Origin of the sequence: Microbacterium sp. R86528 (genome assembly GCF_044596335.1) — a bacterium.
GTDB lineage: Bacteria > Actinomycetota > Actinomycetes > Actinomycetales > Microbacteriaceae > Microbacterium > Microbacterium marmarense.
Genome location: NZ_CP138996.1, coordinates 2,011,055 through 2,028,596, shown reverse-complemented (window position 1 = coordinate 2,028,596; position 17,542 = coordinate 2,011,055). Strand labels below are relative to the sequence as shown.

At 64.6% G+C, this 17,542-nt stretch carries 13 protein-coding genes; 3 read left to right on the top strand and 10 right to left on the bottom strand.

Going from position 1 to position 17,542, the window contains the following annotated elements; translation table 11 throughout:
• Nucleotides 1-37: 37 nt before the first annotated feature.
• The 6 genes from SJY18_RS09395 to allB all read right to left on the bottom strand — a co-directional run bounded on the left by SJY18_RS09395 (nucleotide 38) and on the right by allB (nucleotide 7,905).
• Nucleotides 38-703: an SDR family oxidoreductase gene (locus SJY18_RS09395; RefSeq protein ID WP_396667353.1), complete on the bottom strand. Its 666-nt coding sequence runs from the start codon at nucleotides 701-703 to the stop codon at nucleotides 38-40.
• A 484-nt stretch (nucleotides 704-1,187) separates the two neighbouring features.
• The gene (locus tag SJY18_RS09390; protein WP_396667352.1) at nucleotides 1,188-2,486 is read right to left on the bottom strand and encodes an allantoate amidohydrolase; all 1,299 of its coding nucleotides are present in this window, start codon (nucleotides 2,484-2,486) and stop codon (nucleotides 1,188-1,190) included.
• Nucleotides 2,483-3,700, bottom strand: a complete 1,218-nt coding sequence (locus SJY18_RS09385) for a pyridoxal-phosphate-dependent aminotransferase family protein (protein ID WP_396667351.1) — start codon at nucleotides 3,698-3,700, stop codon at nucleotides 2,483-2,485. The genes SJY18_RS09390 and SJY18_RS09385 overlap by 4 nt, the downstream gene beginning before the upstream one ends.
• Nucleotides 3,697-5,385 carry an AtzH-like domain-containing protein gene (locus tag SJY18_RS09380; RefSeq protein WP_396667350.1) on the bottom strand — a complete coding sequence of 563 codons (1,689 nt, stop codon included), beginning with the start codon at nucleotides 5,383-5,385 and terminating at the stop codon, nucleotides 3,697-3,699. The genes SJY18_RS09385 and SJY18_RS09380 overlap by 4 nt, the downstream gene beginning before the upstream one ends.
• Nucleotides 5,378-6,475, bottom strand: coding sequence for an acetamidase/formamidase family protein (locus SJY18_RS09375; RefSeq protein WP_396668904.1), 1,098 nt, complete (start codon nucleotides 6,473-6,475; stop codon nucleotides 5,378-5,380). The genes SJY18_RS09380 and SJY18_RS09375 overlap by 8 nt, the downstream gene beginning before the upstream one ends.
• A 47-nt stretch (nucleotides 6,476-6,522) precedes the next feature.
• Nucleotides 6,523-7,905, bottom strand: a complete 1,383-nt coding sequence (gene allB / locus SJY18_RS09370) for an allantoinase AllB (RefSeq protein ID WP_396667349.1) — start codon at nucleotides 7,903-7,905, stop codon at nucleotides 6,523-6,525.
• 176 nt (nucleotides 7,906-8,081) lie between these two features.
• Here allB and uraD point away from each other — a divergent pair, with 176 nt between their 5' ends.
• The 3 genes from uraD to pucL are packed head-to-tail and all read left to right on the top strand — an operon-like array spanning nucleotide 8,082 to nucleotide 9,891.
• The gene (gene uraD / locus SJY18_RS09365; RefSeq protein ID WP_337336769.1) at nucleotides 8,082-8,612 is read left to right on the top strand and encodes a 2-oxo-4-hydroxy-4-carboxy-5-ureidoimidazoline decarboxylase; all 531 of its coding nucleotides are present in this window, start codon (nucleotides 8,082-8,084) and stop codon (nucleotides 8,610-8,612) included.
• Nucleotides 8,609-8,971 (top strand): hydroxyisourate hydrolase, encoded by a 363-nt coding sequence (gene uraH / locus SJY18_RS09360; protein ID WP_396667348.1) that lies wholly within the window; start codon nucleotides 8,609-8,611, stop codon nucleotides 8,969-8,971. The genes uraD and uraH overlap by 4 nt, the downstream gene beginning before the upstream one ends.
• Before the next feature lie 2 nt (nucleotides 8,972-8,973).
• Entirely contained in the window at nucleotides 8,974-9,891 is a 918-nt protein-coding gene (gene pucL / locus SJY18_RS09355) for a factor-independent urate hydroxylase (protein ID WP_396667347.1), read from the top strand.
• On the opposite strand, the gene SJY18_RS09350 is transcribed toward pucL, so the two are convergent.
• The 4 genes from SJY18_RS09350 to SJY18_RS09335 are packed head-to-tail and all read right to left on the bottom strand — an operon-like array spanning nucleotide 9,884 to nucleotide 17,531.
• Complete coding sequence (locus SJY18_RS09350; RefSeq protein ID WP_396667346.1) at nucleotides 9,884-10,876, bottom strand: putative zinc-binding metallopeptidase; 993 nt, start codon at nucleotides 10,874-10,876, stop codon at nucleotides 9,884-9,886. The genes pucL and SJY18_RS09350 overlap by 8 nt on opposite strands.
• Nucleotides 10,877-10,879: 3 nt before the next feature.
• On the bottom strand, nucleotides 10,880-11,761 hold the full coding sequence (locus SJY18_RS09345; RefSeq protein WP_396667345.1) for a transglutaminase N-terminal domain-containing protein: 882 nt from the start codon (nucleotides 11,759-11,761) through the stop codon (nucleotides 10,880-10,882).
• Nucleotides 11,758-14,262, bottom strand: a complete 2,505-nt coding sequence (locus SJY18_RS09340; RefSeq protein WP_396667344.1) for a circularly permuted type 2 ATP-grasp protein — start codon at nucleotides 14,260-14,262, stop codon at nucleotides 11,758-11,760. The genes SJY18_RS09345 and SJY18_RS09340 overlap by 4 nt, the downstream gene beginning before the upstream one ends.
• The gene (locus tag SJY18_RS09335) at nucleotides 14,259-17,531 is read right to left on the bottom strand and encodes a DUF2126 domain-containing protein (protein ID WP_396667343.1); all 3,273 of its coding nucleotides are present in this window, start codon (nucleotides 17,529-17,531) and stop codon (nucleotides 14,259-14,261) included. The genes SJY18_RS09340 and SJY18_RS09335 overlap by 4 nt, the downstream gene beginning before the upstream one ends.
• Between the last annotated feature and the right edge of the window lie 11 nt (nucleotides 17,532-17,542).

Genomic DNA, 17,542 nt, shown 5'->3' with positions numbered 1-17,542 from the left:
AGCACTGACGCACGGCGTTGGCGCTTTGCGCCGGGGATCAGTAACGCGCCGAGAACCCACCATCCGCGTGCAACAGTTGGCCCGAGATCCAGCGCCCCTCCGCAGACACGAGGTATGAGACAAAACTCGCGATGTCACCTGGTGTTCCCAGCCGGCCAAGTGGATGCTGCGCCATCAACTGCCGCTCAAGATCACTGTCCATCCAACCCGTATCGATGGGTCCGGGGTTGAGCACGTTCGCCGAAATGCCCTTGGGCCCAAGTTCCCGGGCCGCTGAAATGACGATCCGGTCAAGCGCACCCTTCGACGCGCCGTACGGCAGGTTGCCCGTGGTGTGATCACTGGTCAACGCCACCACCGCGCCGCCGTCCTGCGGAACCTGGCGAACAAAAGCCGCGATCATCAGCAAGCTCGCGCGAGCGTTCACGGCGATGTGCTGGTCGAAACTCGCAGCATCCGTGTCGAGAATGCCCGACTCGACGTCGTGCGCGTGGCTCAGGACCAGCGCCGATATCGGCCCTCGCTCACGTGCAACGCGGTCAACAAGTCCGGCTGCTGCCTCAGCGTCAGCAAGATCGCAAGGGTAGTCCGCGTTCACGAGGTCGCTGGTGGCAACATCCCAGCCATCGGCTACCAAGCGCGGCACGATACCCGCCGCGATACTGTTCGCGCGAGCGGCTCCGGTGACAAGTGCGATGGGCATCCCGACACGCTACCGCCCCGCGTTGCGGGCGGAACAACTAGCGAGCGCCGAAGCGCGTCTGCCCTCCGGCATCCACCCATACAGAACGGCCGGGGAATTGTGCAGGGCAGGTGTTCTGGGCGCCGACCCACGGCGTGTTGACAAAAGCACCGGCCGTTTCGCTGCGGTAGGCAGCCGATAGGGCACGACGTTGGGTCGTGCGCGTGCCGGTGACGGTTGCCGGTGCTGCAGCAGCCACACGCGTCAAACGGCCGGGGAATTGCACAGATAGGGTCCTGCGGAGACCGAACCGCGGCGTGTTGACGAAACCACCGGCCGTTTCGCTGCGGCGTACGGGCGGCGGTGGCGGGGACGGGCGGGTCCAGTGGCGAGGACGCGCAGCGCGAGTGGCGAGGACGCGCAGCGCGAGTGGCGAGGACGCGCAGCGCGAGTGGCGAGGACGCGCAGCGCGAGTGGCGAGTTAGGGCGGGGCGACCCGGCCGCGCTAGCGGTCGGCGTTCAACTGCAGCACCGCCTCGGCGAGCGCTTGGATACCACGGGCCACGTCACCTGAAGAGACTGACTCGTCGGGGTGGTGACTGATGCCATCGGGATTGCGCAGAAACAGCATGCCGACGTCGGTGATCGCACCGATCGCCATGCCGTCGTGGCCAGCACGACTGAAGATCGTTGCCGGGTCATCGCCACCCTCGGGCAGCGTTGACAAGATTCCGGCGCGCACCACGTCTTGCAGCAGCGGCGCGCAGAACACCGCTGGCGCGGCGTGGATCTCTCGCGCCTTCCACCGCAGGCCACGGCGACCCATAATCGCGTCGAACTCGCTGGTCAACAGCTGCCACACCTCATCGCGCGTACCATCGAACTCACCGCGCAGATCCAGCGAAAGGTGCGCCTCGCCCGGCACGATATTCACCGCGCCCGGGTACGCCTCGAGCTGACCCACCGTGCCCACCATGTGGTGCTCAGCGCTGCAGATGCGCTCGACGGCGAGCGCCGCTTCGCTCGCCCCCAGCAGCGCGTCGCGCCTGCGATCGTACGGCGTGCCGCCGGCATGGCGAGCCTCACCCTCGACGATCAGCTGAAAACGCCTGGCTGACGCAATCGACGAAACGACAGCGAGCGACTCCCCGCGCTCGTCGAGCTGTGGCCCCTGCTCGATGTGCGCCTCAAGGTAGCCGACCAATTCCTCCGGCCGCCGCGCGGCCTCGCCGACACGACCGGGGTCAAGACCGAACTCGCGAAACGCCTCGCGAAGCGTGTTGCCCTCTTCATCGACGAGGTTCCACCACTCCGCATCCCACGTGCCCGCCACCGCCGATGAGCCCAGCAGGGCCTTGCCGAAACGGGTGCCCTCCTCGTCTGAGAAAGCGATCACTTCAAGAGCGAACGGAAACGGCGACCGAAAGCTGCCGTCAGCTGTCGGCACCCGCAGCATCCTGACCACCTCGAGGGCCATGAGCACTCCGACGATCCCATCGAAGCGACCGGCATCGGGCACGGTGTCGAGGTGCGAGCCCATCATCAATGCCGGCGCTTCGAGGCCGAACGCTCCTTCAAGACGGCCGATCTGATTGCCTGCGGCATCCTGTCTTGTCGACATGCCCGCCTCACGCATCCACTCGGCAGCGAGACGGTTCACCCTGGCATGCTCGGGCGAGAGATACACCCGCTCGATGCCCTCGGTTGACGAGCTCATGCGCGCAAGCTCGTCGCAACGCGCCATCACCCGGCGCGCGGCTGTGGCAATCGCGTCACGTTCAACGCTCAACAGCATGCGAGTCATGCGCGGTACACGTCGAGCGCCGCGTCGACCCCGCCGCCAGCCGGAACCGACACACCGTAGCGAGCAAGCACCTCTTCGAGAGCGGCGAGCGTCGTGGTCACCGCATCTTGACGGGCGTTGTAGCCCATGGTGCCAATGCGCCAGACACGGCCGTGCAGCGGACCGAACGACGTTCCGATCTCGATTCCGAAGTCGGTCAGCATCGCTCCACGCGCCTCGTCGCCGGGCACGCCCTCGGGAATCTCGACCGCCACCACGTTGGTCATCTTGTGCGAAAGGTCGCCGAAGGTGACAAAACCGAGCGCGCGCACACCAGCGAGCATCGCCTCACCGGCCATGCGGTGGCGCTCGATCACAGCCTCGCGCCCTTCGAGCAGAATCACTCGCGCACACTCACGCGCCGCGTAGAGCATCGAGGTGGCCTCGGTGTGGTGATTCAGTCGACGCGGACCCCAGTAGTCCATGATCATCCCGAGGTCGAAGTAGTTCGAACGCACGAAATCAGCAGCCTCGGGGTCACCTTCTTCGCGAATACCCGCTTCCACCCGACCGCGCGAGCGAACCACCTCGACCGCCTGCTCTGACAGCGTGATGGGGGCTGATCCGGGAGGGCCTCCCAAGCACTTCTGCAGCCCGGCGGTGGCCGCATCCAACCCCCAGGCATCGGCCTCGAAAGCATTGCCACCCAGCGAAGCGGTCGCGTCGGAGTAGAAGAGCACGCCGTGCGCGGCGCAGATCGCACCCACCTCGTCGAGCGGCTGCAGCATCGTGGTCGAGGTATCGCCCTGCACCAGCGCGAGCAGCGTGGGCTTCACACGCACGACCGCTTCTTCAATCACCGAGACCGGGAACACCTGCCCCCACGGCACCTCGATCGTGTGAACTTCGGCCATCGCGCGCTCGGCGATCTCGGCGAGCAGATGACCGAACCGGCCGAAAACGGGCACGAGAACGCGATCGCCCGGGCGAATCAACGACACCATCGCCGCTTCAATTCCCGCGCGCGAGGTGCCATCCACCAGCATCGTGGCCTCGTTGGCGGTCGCCCACACGGCGCGATAGAGCTCCTGTGTCTCGTTCATCGTGGCGGTCATGAACGGGTCGTATTGGCCCACCAGCGGAGCACCGAGGGCCTCAAGCACGCTCGGGTACGCAGCGATGGGGCCGGGGCCCATCAGCAGGCGCGCCGGCGGGTCGATGGGGCCGGGGATCATGCCAAGTCTCCTTCGATGACGGCAGTGGGTGAAGTGGATGCTGACTTTGCCGCATCAAGCGCTGCCGCGAACCGCTGCGCGAGACGCACCAGCGCGAGGTCGGTTCCTTCGCGCGAGATGAGGCTCACACCCACGGGGGCGCGACCAAGTGCAGAATCGACGGTGAGCAAGGGCACCGAGATTGCGGGCAAGCCTCCGACAGCAGCGGGGGTCGTCATACGCAGCGTTGCGGCGCGTAGCGCGTCGATGCGCTCACCGGTCGCGGTGCGTGCCGGCGCAGGGCTGGGAACGGTTGGCAGTAAGAGCACGGCATTTCGCACCACCCCGCGCAAGCGCTCACGAAGAGGCGCCAAGAGCTGCCGTGCTGCGGACTCGTCTTCGGCGGTCACGTCAGCGGCGACGCGGAACCGCTCGGCCACGGCGGACCCGAGCGCTTCGGAGTTCGCGCCCACCCACTCGCCGTTGTTGCGCCACGCCTCGGCGCCCTGCACGGTGCGGAACGGTTGCAGGTAGTCGTCGAGGTCGCCAAGTGACACTTCTTCTACGAGTGGCGCATCATCGAGCGTGGCCAAGGCCGCGAGCATCTCGGTAAAAGCGTCTGCGGTAGCCGGCTCTGCGCTTGCCAGCGCTTCGGTGGGAACGATGAAGCACCAGGGCAACTCGTCGCCCGACTCGCCGAAGACCTTCTCGGTCGACTCCGAACTGTCGTAGCTCAGGCACCACTCCGCGATACGGCGCAACGTGTCGCCGTCGCGGGTCAGCCACCCCACGGTGTCGAACGACTGCGCAAGCGGCAGCAGACCCTGGCGTGGCACGAGACCGTGGGTTGTGCGCAAGCCCCACAGCCCCTGGTACGACGCGGGAACCCGCACCGATCCGGCGGTGTCGGTGGCGAGCCCGACATCAGCTTGGCCAGTCGCAACCGCGGTGGCCGGGCCACTCGACGACCCCCCGGGTAGCGCGCCCGGCAGAGCACCGTTGGGCGGAGTGCCGTAGTGCACGTTGTCGCCGGCGACGCTGTAGGCAAACTCGTCGGTGCGGGCGATGCCGCGCAGCGATGCTCCGCCGCGCAGCAGGTCGCTGACTGCCGGCGCGGTGGTCGACTCGGCACGCTGACCTTCCAGGTAGGTCGGGTTTCCTGCTCCGACGCGGTAGCCCTTGATCGTGAACAGGTCTTTGACGGCAACCGTGAGCCCGGCAAGCGGGCCTTCCCACGCGCCCTGAAAGAGGGGATCGCCAACCATTCGCCACACCGACTTGTCGAAGGCCTGAGCACGAGGCGTGACGTGAGCAGCCGTGATGAGCCATTGCCCGTCGACGCGCTCCCACAGCTGGGTCTGCAATCCGGTGCCGCCATCGACGTATCGCGAGACCGAGATGAGCAGCGCAGCATCCACCCCCATCGGCCGGTGTTCAATGCGTTCGATCACGCGGGTGGCGACACCGCCGCGCGCACTGCGAAACGCCGAGATCGCGTCACGGCCCACGAGAAGCCCTGCGGCATCGCCGCGCACGGTGTCGGGTCCGGGGGCGAACGCCGCGTCGAGGCGCTCGAGGTCATTGGCGAGAATCGCTGCCTCATACTTTTCGAATGCCGCAAGCAGGTCAATCGGCACGGCAGCGGCCCCAATGACGCCGTAGAGGGCCGACGCAGCGGACGGCGCTCCCATTGGAAGATCAGCCACGATCGATGCCTGCAAAGTCTGCTTCGCGAATGCGGGCGTGTACCCCGCACACGATGTCGACAACCTGCGAGATGTCGAAGTTGGTGGCGGCGCTGAGGTAGGCGTAGGCCAGGTGCTCGTCGAGGCCCCAGCGTGTCTGAATCAGCGAGAGCGCGGCGCGCACGCAGTGGCGCATCGCCTCGCCCAGGTCAGGGTCCATGCCGGTCGGCACCAGGTAGCCATCGGCGCGCACCATCGGCCCGATGATCTCGCCGAATTCGGCGAGCGCTTCGGCCTTGGGCACGACGTCGAAGCGAAGGGTGGCGCGCAGCGAGGCTTCAAGCGCCGTCAGCGCAACCTCGCCGTCGCCCTGCGCGAGATGCGGGTCGCCTACGTACGCAAGTGCGCCCGCCACCTGCACGGGCAGGTAGAGCACGGTGCCCTCGACGAGCAGATTGATGTCGATGTTTCCCCCGTGCGTTCCTGGCGGTACCGAGTGAGGGTGCACGTCGGAGGCGACGGCCACCCCCATCGTTCCGAGGAACGGCGCAAGCGGAAACTCCACGATGCCCGGCCCGCCCTCGGTGACCGGCAACACCCCCACGAGCCCGCTTTCGCGCTGTTCGACGGGGGTGAAAACGCTCACGTTGTGCTCTCCGCGCGGCAATTCTCCGGGCAGGGCGCCCTTGCCATGGCGGTTCGAGATCACGCCGTATGGCACGCGCGGAAGCAGCTTGACGACCGTGATCTTCAGCAGATCGCCCGGCACCGCTCCGTCAACGTGAATCGGCCCGGTGACCACATGGGGCCCATCGGCGAGCGTGTCGCGTGACATGGTGCGGGCGATCGCAATGGCGTCGTCGAGCACGGCGTCAGCATCCACCCCCTTGCCGGTGAAGTAGGCGAGCGGGTCTTTGCCCTGGTCTTCGAGAATGCCCTCGTGGCTGACGGTGTCGATCGTCACCGTCTCGCCGGCTGCGACTTTCAACACCGCTTCGTCGGCCGCGCATGGGAGTCTTCCCCAACGCACCGTCGAAGGGGTGGATGGCAGATAGTGGTCGCCGCCAATGGCGCCCTGCCCAGGCTGAAGAATCTCGAACTGCACGCTCATGCCCCCATCAAAGCCGATTGCTGTTGCGATCGTGTGACATGCAGGCATCAACTCGCTATCGTCACGCTTGCGGTGAGCAGCCGTCCGCTTGGCGCGCCGCGAAATTGCGGGGCGGTACGCGCACCGTCATCAGTGACGTCGTAGATCGAACTGCCACGCAACCAGGTGCGTCGTATCTTTCCTTTGAGCTCGCGGTGGTCGTAGGCGGTGATCGGGTTCTTGTGCATCAATCGAGACGCGTCGATAGAAAACCGATCATCAACGCCGAACGCCGCGAGGTGCGCGGGTGCACCGATTTCGATCACACCCAGCCCCGGCAGGCCTGCGATCGCTGCCGGACCGGTCGTAAACAACGGCAGGATCGTCTCAAGCGAAATGCCACGGCTGCGCGCTTCAGTCCATACCGCAGACAGCCCGACCTGCAATCCGGCAATGCCGCCCCACGCCAGGCCGAAGTCGCCGTTTCCCGCACGCTTGAGATCGACCGTCGACGGTGAGTGATCGCTGACGATGGCGTCGATGGTTCCGTCGGTGATCCCTTGCCAGAGCAGATCTCGATTGGATGCGTCGCGGATGGGCGGGCAGCACTTGAACTCGCTCGCTCCGTCGGGAATCTCTTCGGCAGCGATCGTCAGATAGTGCGGGCACGTCTCCACGCTCAGCGCCACGCCCTGCGCTTTCGCCGCGCGAATTGCCGGCAGCGAGCTGGCATCGCTCAGATGAAGAATATGGGCGCGCACGCCGGTGCGTCGTGCACTGTCGATCACGGTCTCGATCGCTGAAGCCTCGCTTGCGGCCGGCCTCGTGGCGAGAAACGTGTCGTAGTCGCGGCCGAGCGAACCATGATCGGCGAGCAGCGCCGGGTCTTCGGCGTGCACGATGATCTTCGAGCCGAGCGAGGCGATCTCTTCCATGGCTGAAACCAGCTGCGAACGGTCGAGGTGCGGAAACTCGTCAACACCGGAAGGCGAGAGAAAGCACTTGAAGCCGTAGACGCCCGCGGCGTGAAGCGGCGCAAGCTGGCCGAGGTTCTCGGGTATCGCCCCGCCCCAGAACCCCACATCGATATAAGACGCCGGCGCTGCCGCCGCACGCTTGATCTCGAGTGCCGCGGCTGTCGTCGTGGGCGGCAGCGAGTTGAGCGGCATGTCGACGATGGTGGTGACGCCACCCGCTGCTGCGGCACGCGTGGCCGAGCGAAACCCCTCCCATTCGGTGCGGCCGGGTTCGTTGACGTGCACGTGAGAGTCGACGAGTCCTGGCAACAACACGGCATCGTCTGGCACGACGCTGGTGCTGGCACCGTGCACCCGCGCGCCCACCGAGACGACGTCAACGATGCGACGGTCTTCGATGACGATGGCGGCGGGCTGAAAGTACCCGTGAAGATACGTTCTTCCCGACCGAACGACGGTTCGCTTGGCTACCACTGAAGCTCCTGTCTATTGCTCGCCTCTTACGATATTGCCGCTGCGTGCGTCGCTCGTTTCAGCCGTGTAACGCGCGATCGCAAGAGCGTTGCCTCAGTGCACGAAACAAGAATTTTCCCTGACGAAAACTTCGTGCGTCGCTACCGGCGGTAGCGTCAAAGCCAGAGAGGAGCCCTGTGAACATCGAGGACTTCAACCACATGGCCGCCGCTGACGCGATCGAGATGGCGTTGACCTGGGCCGCGATCGTGCCATGGGCACACGAGATCGTCGGGGCGAGGCCGTACGACTCTGCGGCCGAACTCGAAGGGTTCGCGTCGCTGCGCGCCCAGGCCTGGACGCGCGCCGACCTCGACGCAGCGCTCGAGCGGCACCCTCGCATCGGCGAGAAGCCGAGTGAGAAGGGCGCTGAGGCCGATGCATCTCGCCGCGAGCAGTCTTCGATGACGGATGCTGACGCCGACGTCACATCACGAATTGCGGCGGGAAATGCCGCCTACGAAGCTCAGTTCGGTCGCGTTTTTCTTATTCGCGCTGCCGGGCGTTCACCCGCCGAGATGCTGAGCGAGCTTACGCGGCGGCTGCACAACGACGAAGAAACCGAAGCGGCCGAGGCTGTGGCACAGTTGGCCGAAATCGCGCTGCTTCGCCTCAATGTGGCGCTGCAAGAGCCCGCCCCCGCTGATTCAGTGAAAGATGCTTCATGACACACCTGACCACCCACGTGCTCGACGCTGCAACAGGTGAGCCCGCCAGAGGGATGGGCGTGGTGCTCGCCGCAGCATCCGGTCAATCAATCGTTGCCGAAGCACCCGGGGCGATCATCGCCCACGGCAAGACCGACGCCGACGGTCGGGCCTCGCTCGGCCCTGAGGTCTTGGAACCAGGTGACTACACACTGACCTTTCTCACACGCGAGTACTTCACCGATCGAGATACCGCGAGTTTCTACCCGTTCATCACCGTCACCTTCAGCGTTGAAGGCGAAGCCCAAGGCGGCACCCGGCACTATCACGTGCCCCTGCTGCTCAGCCCGTTCGCCTATTCAACCTATCGAGGGAGTTAGCTATGAGTGATGTATCCGTAAGCCTTGGCGCCAACAAGTACGGCAAGGCCGAGAACCGCGTTGTGCGCATCTATCGCGACACCCCACGTCACGAGATCGTCGACCTGAATGTGTCATCTCAACTGCGCGGCGCCGCGCTTGTCGACTCGTATCTCTCGGGCGACAACAGCATGGTTGTCGCGACCGATACGCAGAAGAACACCGCCTTCGCCTTCGCGAAGGAGCACGGCGTGCTTTCGCCTGAAGAGTACCTGCTGAAGCTCTCAGAGCACTTCGTTGCGGGTTTCGACTGGATCGAAGGTGGACTGTGGCAGGCCGAGCAGTATGAGTGGGCGCGCATTCTGGTTGACGGCAAACCGCACGACCATTCGTTCGTGCGCGTCGGCCAGGGCACGCGTCTCGCGGCGGTTCAGGTCATTGACGGTAAGACCCACGTGACCGGCGGCGTCAAAGACCTCACCGTGCTCAAGTCGACCGGAAGCGAGTTTCACGGTTTTCCTCGAGACAAGTACACGACTCTCGTCGAGGCCACAGACCGCATCATGGCCACCTCAGTCACCGGGCGCTGGCGCTTTCTGCCCGAGGCAGTCGAGGCTGGCATCGACTACAACGCGCTTTATAGGGACGTGCTCGAAGTGTTGCTGTCTACCTTTGCCACGGTGCACTCGCTTGCGCTGCAGCAGACGCTCTTCGAAATGGGCAAAGCTGCGATTGCGGCACGGCCTGAGATCGCCGAAGTGCGCTTCTCTATGCCGAACAAGCACCACTTCGCATACGATCTGAAGCCCTTCGGACTCGAAAACCCGAACGAAGTCTTCTGGGCCGCCGATCGACCGTACGGCCTCATCGAGGGAACCGTCACCCGCGACGGCGTCGAGCCCGCGCCAGACGCGTGGACTGACCTGCCCGCGTTTATCTAGCGGTACTGGCGCCCACCAGTTCGGCGACATAGTCGAGCTTGTCGAGCACGTCGCTCGCGATGACGAACGGGTAGAGATCTTCTTTGCCCATCGAACGGTTGACCCCGTTGAGGGCGGCCGCCAGCGGCATCCACACGTTCACGACCTGCTCTCGAAACCGCTGATCCGCGGACGGTTCCGAGATGAGCCCAAACGACACCGCGGTATCGATGGTGTCTCGAATGTGAAGGTAGTGCGCCCAGGTTTCGGCGAAATCTTCGTGGGGGTGCATCGTGGCGTACTGCGAGATGTAGGACTGCCGCCAACCCGCTGGCGCACCGTTCGCGTAGTGCTCGTCGATTGCGGCCTGATAGTCGGCGCGCTCGTCGCCGAACAACGCACGAAAGCGAGCAGCCTCGTCGTCTGAGCGCACGAGTTGCCACTGGTAGTAGTGACCGACCTCGTGCCGGAAGTGCCCGAGCATTGTTCGGTACGGCTCGTCGAGCCGGTCTCGCACTCGCTCACGATAGACGTCGTCGCTCTCGGCGAGGTCGATCGTGATCACACCATCGGCGTGCCCGATTGTCACCGACTGCGAGACGCTCGAGAGGAGATCGAAGCAGAGTCCCTCGGTCGGATCATCAGCTCGGTTGCGAATAGGCAAACCCAGGCGGTCGAGCTCGACCACCAGCTGACGTTGCGCGCGCTCTGCCGCGACGAAGTTCTCGAGACCCTCAAGATCAGCGTCGTTCGGACGCACTCGCGTCAATGCGCAGCTGTCGCACTGCTCGCCCTTGATGCGCGCTAGCCACGTGCATCCAGACAAATTCAAATTTCGGCATATATGCCAGATCATGCCATCGGAGTCGACGTACTGCCCCGATTTGTCGAGCGGAACGATGTCGTGCTCATCACGGGAATACCCCAGCGCGGTGCCACACGACACGCAAACCGAGTTTTCGAAGAACAACTGTGCACCGCATACGCGACAGCGAAATGCCTTCATGCTTTACGCCTCCACCGGAGCCACATCCACCGAGACTTTGAGCGTTGATCGCTTAGCCTTCGACCAGATGATGCCACGAACCGGCGCAACATCACCATAGTCCCGACCCCAGGCCACCGTGATGTATCGATCGTTTGCCCATTGATTGTTCGTCGGGTCGATCGCCAGCCACTCATTTGACGCGGGCAACCACACCGCGAGCCAGGCGTGGGAAGCATCGGCACCGAAAACGCGTTCTTTGCCTGGAGGTGGCTGCGTGGCGAGATATCCGCTGACATAGCGTGCGGCCAGCCCGTGGCTGCGAAGACATGCCAGGGCCACATGAGCGAAGTCCTGGCAGACCCCAGCGCGCTTTCGCATCGCGTCTGCAACCGTGCTCGTGACGGTGGTGGCTTTCGTGTCGTAGTCGAAGTCGCGATAGATACGCTGCATCAGATCAGTCGCAGCCTCGCCGAGCGCTCGGCCGGGAGTCAAAGACACCGCGCCGTACTCCGCGGCTTCGGGGGTGTGCTTGACCCTTGGCGACTCGAGCGCGAACTCGGTGGCACTCCATCCGTGCGGGCCGGTGTCGCCGAGCAAGGGACGGGCGCTCTCCCACGGCATTGCAAGCGCCGTCTCGTCATAGATCGGCGCGGTAACCGTCACTTCGCTCGTTGCGGCGATCTCAAGCCGCGTGTGTGGCTCGAGAAGGTGGTAGTAGGTGACCGCGTTGCCGTAGTAGTCCACGTCGCGAGTCGTGTCATTGGGCACCGGGTCAAGCACCACCGTGTGGAATGCAACCTCTTGCCAGGGCAGTGACCGCGGCCGCAGATGGTGCACACCGAGGCTGTTGCGCACCTGCTTGTCATAGCGATACTCGGTGCTGTGAGAGAGCACGTATTTCATGCGCGCCCGATCTCTTCAATCAGCGAGAGCGACGACATCTCCATCGACGGCGGCCCGCCTGCGAAGTGCACATCCCCGACCGCATCTGACAGCTGACGAAGCCCCTGTGACATCTCCTCAAGCAGCTCGGCGAGTGCGGGCCGATAGCCATCAACCTCTTGCGAGAGGGTCGCAGCGTCGGTGGCGTCGAGCATGTCGGCCAGCTCGAACCGAAGCCGCTCTGGTCTGGTCAACCCCGTTGACTCATGCAGTGCCGCCAGGTGCGTGTGCAACTGCTCAAGCGCGAACGCGAGCGAACGCGGATTGTCGAGGTCTTTCAACAGCAGTTCGAAAACGCTACGCGTGCGGCCGTAGCCGCGATAGCGACGGCGATGGGTTACAAGACTCTCGGCGGCAAGCAAGACGCCATCGAGAATTCCTCGATCGGTGGCCCGCACCGGGTGTGCCGAGGTGGTGGCCGAGAGCAACGCGCACAGCTGCATCGAGCGCTCGATGTAGCGTCCGGCCTCGATCATGTGCCAGCCCGAGTCACGAATCATGTTGGCGGTGACGCCGTGCAGTGAGAGCACGCCCGTGAGCATGCGTCCCGCGGACTCTGCGATCTGTGGGCTGTGCGCCGTCGTGCGTGCGACCGCCATGGCGCGATCGGCGGCGCCGAATACTCGCCACACATCGCCCGACAGCTGGTCGCGGACTCCCTCAAGCGAACCTCGCATACGCGAAAGAGCATGTGCCGCCGATCCAGAGCGACGCGCGTCTACCAACAGCGAACGCAACTCTTCGTTCGGTTGCGAGAACCTGGTGCCCGCGAGCGAGTGGATAACGCCCAGGAGTACTGACTCGGCACTGGTTCGGGGAGCGCGTTTGCGTTCAAGATCGGTTTGCGCCGCCAGCACGAGACGCAGCATGTCTTCGGCACGTTCTGCGTATCGGCCTGCCCAATACATGTCTTCGAGCGCACGCGGCGCAAGAGCGGGAATAGAAGGGATCAGCGTGCGCGGCATCGTCAACGCCAAACCCTGATCAGGATCGTCAGGGTCAGCCTTGAGAACCCACACGTCTTTGGTCAGCGGAGCACCGTCGTCATCACGTGCCGTCGCCATGCCACCAGCCAAGGTGCGGTACGACGAGCCGTAGCGCACCGTAAAGCCTCGCAATACGAGAGGTTGCGGCTCGGCAGCCCCGTTGCGTCCCCACGAGGGCGCTTGCGACAGCGGCAGCCGGGCGAGACCCACATAGCGATAGGGGTGGGTCTCGATCTGGCTGATCAAGTCTTCGACGGGCACCCCGTCACCCGCGAGGTCGCCATCGAGCGTGCGCACGATAACGCCGTCCGGGTCATTGCGCAGACGGTAAAGCACTTCTGCGAGGCCTGTGGGATCGCCGCACCACCAAGCGGGAGTCGCCGGCAGTCGCAGTTGCTCACCGAGCAGTCGTTCGCAGGCGGCAGCCATGAATGGCAGCAGCGCCGGGTTCTCCAGCACGCCTGAGCCGAGCGAGTTGACCACCTGCACGGTGCCACGACGCACCGCTTCGACGAGCCCAGTCACCCCGAGTTGCGAGTCTCCGCGCAGTTCAAGTGGGTCGCACCACTGAGAATCCACACGGCGCAGAATGACGTCAACGCGGTCAACTGGCTCGGTGTTCGGCCATCGCGCTGGCTTAATCCAGACGCATCCATCGCTCACGATGAGGTCGTTGCCCTGTACGAGCGGAAAACCCAGGGTGTTGGCAATAAATGCCTGATCGTACGCTGTTTCAGAATGCGTCCCAGGTGAGAGCACCACCACCCGAGGGTCGGTATCGTCGCTCGCTGCGCACTGCAGCAGCGCGTCGCGCAGAATCGCGAAATACGGGTCCATGCGGTGCAGATCTGCTTCTTGATAGAGATCCGGCAACAGCCGCGAAATCACCAGGCGGTTCTCCATCGCATACCCGAGCCCCGAAGGTGCCTGTACGCGATCGGCAAGCACCCGCCATTCGCCGTTCTCGTCTCGACCGAGATCGGTCGCCGACATCAAAATCGGGTGAGCCTGGGGAACACTCGGGCGGGCAATCGCGCGGACGAACCCGGGGTGAGCGGTAACCACCGCGGCAGGGATGATGCCCTCCGAAAGAAGTTTCTGCTCGCCGTAGATATCAGCCATGATCGCGTTCAGCAGCTCGGCACGCTGCACCAAGCCGACCTCGAGCGCTGTCCACGACTCTGCGTCAAAAACCAGTGGCAGCGGGTCAAGCTTCCACGGCCTGGCTCCGTCACCCGGATGTGTGTAGGTGACGCCATCGTCGGCGAGCGCTTGCGCGATCTCTTCGTCGAGGCGGTCGACTTCGGTTGAGGTCAGCGTGACCGCCGCGGCAGCAAGAGTCTTCCACGCAGCACGAAGCGTGCCTTCGGGCGCGATGACTTCGTCGTAGCGCGCCTCGGAAGCACGCTCGTCAGCGGCAGTGAGCGGCAGCGTCGCCCGCGTCAGCTCTGCCGCATATTCGTGGAGCACGCTCACTTCGGAGGAACCCTCCGAAGGTCGAGCGTGCGCGGGTAGTCGCTCGTGGCAGCTTTGCGCGCAGCATCCTGCATCGCCGCGATATCCAACTCACCGGCCGAGAACCCGCGCTGCTCGAATCGACTCGCGCGACGAGCCTCGGCCTCGTTCGCGTTGACCGGAGGATGATCGTACGACCGACCACCGGGGTGCACAACGTGATAGGTCGCGCCGCCCAAACTCACTGATGACTCGATGTCGACGACCTCGAACGTGAGCGGGGCGTGCACCTCGATGGACGGGTGAAGCGCAGACCACGGCTGCCACGCGCGGTAGCGCACACCGGCGTAATACTCGCCCATGTGCTCGGTCGGAGTAAGTGGCACAGGTATACCCTGGCACGTCACGAGGTGCCGGTCGCCATCGAGTCCACGAACGCGCACCTGAATTCGTTCCACAGACGAGTCGACATACCGTGCAGTACCGCCAGCTGTTGCCTCTTCGCCCAGCACGTGCCAGGGTTCAATCGCCTGGCGCAGCTCGAGTTCGATGCCGTTGTTGGCGCCTCCGATTCGGGTGACGCCAATGCGAGGAAAGCGGAACTCGACGAACGGGTCGAGCCAGCTCTCTTCAAACGCGATGCCGTGCGCGCGCAGATCAGCGACGACCTCGGCAATGTCTGATCGAGCACCCTGCGGCAGCAAGAAGTCTTCATGTAGGCGAGTGCCCCAGCGCACCAGTGGTGCCGTGTAGGGCTTCTCCCAGAACATCGCCACCAGACTGCGCACCAGAAGTGCCTGCACGAGAGCAAGTTCGGGATGCGGCGGCATCTCGAATCCGCGCAGCTCAAGCAAGCCCAGTCGCCCGCGGCTGCTGTCGGGCGAATAGAGCTTGTCAATGCAGAACTCGGCGCGATGTGTGTTGCCGGTGAGGTCGGTCAGCAGATGCCGAAGCGCTCTGTCTACGAGCCACGGCAGATTGGTGGCGTCTTCGTCGTCAGGATCTTTCGATAGGCGCAGCACTTCTTGCAGCGCGATCTCCATCTCATACACGGCCTCAGGGCGGCCCTCATCGAAGCGAGGTGCCTGGCTCGTTGGCCCGATGAAGCGTCCTGAGAACAAGTAAGACAGTGAGGGATGCCGCTGCCAGTATGCGACAAGGCTTGCCAACAAGTCGGGGCGACGCAGCAGCGGCGAGTCAATTGGCTGCGTGCCGCCGAGGGTGATGTGGTTTCCACCACCGGTGCCGGTGTGCAGGCCATCGAGATCGAACTTCTCGGTGGCAAGCCGGCTCTGTCGAGCGTGCTCGTAGAGCGACTGAGTCAGATCTCGCTGCTCGGCCCACGACGATGTCGGCTGCACGTTGACTTCGATAACGCCAGGGTCTGGGGTTACCACGAGCTGGCTGATGCGGGCGTCCGGCGGTGGGCCGTAGCCCTCAAGCACAACCGTCGTCTTGCTCTCGCGCGCTGCTGTCTCGATAAGCACCAACAGGTCGGCATATGCCTCGAGTGTGGTGGTCGGCGGCAAGAACACGTGCACATGACCCGAGCGGGCCTCGATGGCGAGCGCGGTGCGCTGAGCGGTGTCGGCCTCGACAACGGTGACCTTGGGGATTCCGGGCACAAGCGAAGGGCCAGCTTCGAGGTAGCTGGGTTCGCCGGGGCGCTCGGGGTCGGTCCACGCGATTGCGTCAAGCGGCAGGCGCAGCCCGACCGCACTCGTGCCGGGCAACAGCACCAATCGTCCACGCCGGAATGTCCACGCGGGGCTCGTCCACTCCTCTTCTGTGGTGATGGGCAGCACCCAACCTGTCGCTTCATTGACCGACTCATCGAGCTCGGCAATGTCAGCCTCAGCGAGTTCGTCTGCGTCGGGGCGATGGCCCGCTGGCTTTCGCATCTCAGCGGCAACATCAGCGAGCGGATCTTCGTACGCGGCCAATAGCTGACTAGCAGGAAGGCCAAGCAGCTCAGTCATTCGACGCGCGAGCGCTTCGGCCTTCACCGTGGCGTCGGGCGCCGCCTCACCGTTCCAGGGGTCGGCAAACAGCGCGGGATCGCTCCACATGCGCACCCCGTCGGTGCGCCACTGCAGTGCGATGTTCCAGCGCGGCAGCGGTTCGCCCGGGTACCACTTGCCGTCGCCTCGGTGCACGACCCCGCCCTGCGCGTACTGCTCGCGCAGCCGTTCGGCGAGGATCGTCGCGCGCTCGCGCTTCTGTGGACCATCAGCATCCGTGTTCCACTCCGCGGCCGTGGCGTCATCCAGCGCAACGAACGTCGGCTCGCCGCCCATCGTCAATCGCACATCCCCTTGGCGCAGTCGCTCGTCGACGGCTTCACCGAGCTGGTCGATGCGTTCCCACTGCTGGCTGGTGTACGGCTTGGTGGTGCGAGGGTCTTCGTGAATGCGTCGAACTTCGTTGTGAAAGCCGAAAGTGACCTGGGTGCGTCCGGTCGCTCCTTCAATCGGCGCCGCGGTGCTCGGGTGCGGCGTCGCGCTGAGGGGGATGTGCCCCTCGCCGGCAAACAGTGCGCTGGTGGGATCCATGCCCACCCACCCTGCTCCGGGAATGAAGACCTCCGCCCACGCGTGAAGGTCGGTAAAGTCGGCAGTGGGCCCGCTGGGGCCATCGAGCGACTTCTGATCTGCCGCGAGCTGCACGAGGTAGCCCGAGACAAAGCGTGCCGCAAGACCGTACTTGCGCAGCAAGCTCACCAGCAGCCATGCCGAGTCGCGGCAAGAGCCGATGCCGATGCGCAGCGTCTCGTCGGGCGTCTGCACGCCCGGTTCCATGCGCACGTCGTAGGCGACGGCGCGGTTCACCGCAGAGTTCAGACTCGCCAGGAACGAAACAGTCGCCATGCCACCCTCGGGAAGCTCGGGAAGTTCGCTCTTCCAGCGTTCGGCATCGGCACTGTCGTCGACGGGCGCGCGGTAGGGCGCCAGGTCGGCAGCGAGTTCTGGGCGATAGGCGAATGGGAACTGTTCGGCGTACTCCTCGATGAAGAAGTCGAACGGGTTGATCACCATCATGTCGGCGACGAGGCCCACCGTGATCTCGAGCTTGCTGACCTTCTCAGGAAACACGATGCGAGCGGCCCAGTTGCCGAACGGGTCTTGTTGCCAGTTGATGAAGTGGTTCTTCGGACTGATCTCGAGCGAATAGGCCTCGATGGGCGTACGGGCGTGTGGGGCGGGGCGCAGCCTGATCACGTGGGGGTGCACCGTCACCGGCTCGGAGAACTCATAGCTCGTGTAGTGCTCGAGAGCGACCTTGATCGACATGGATCAAGCAT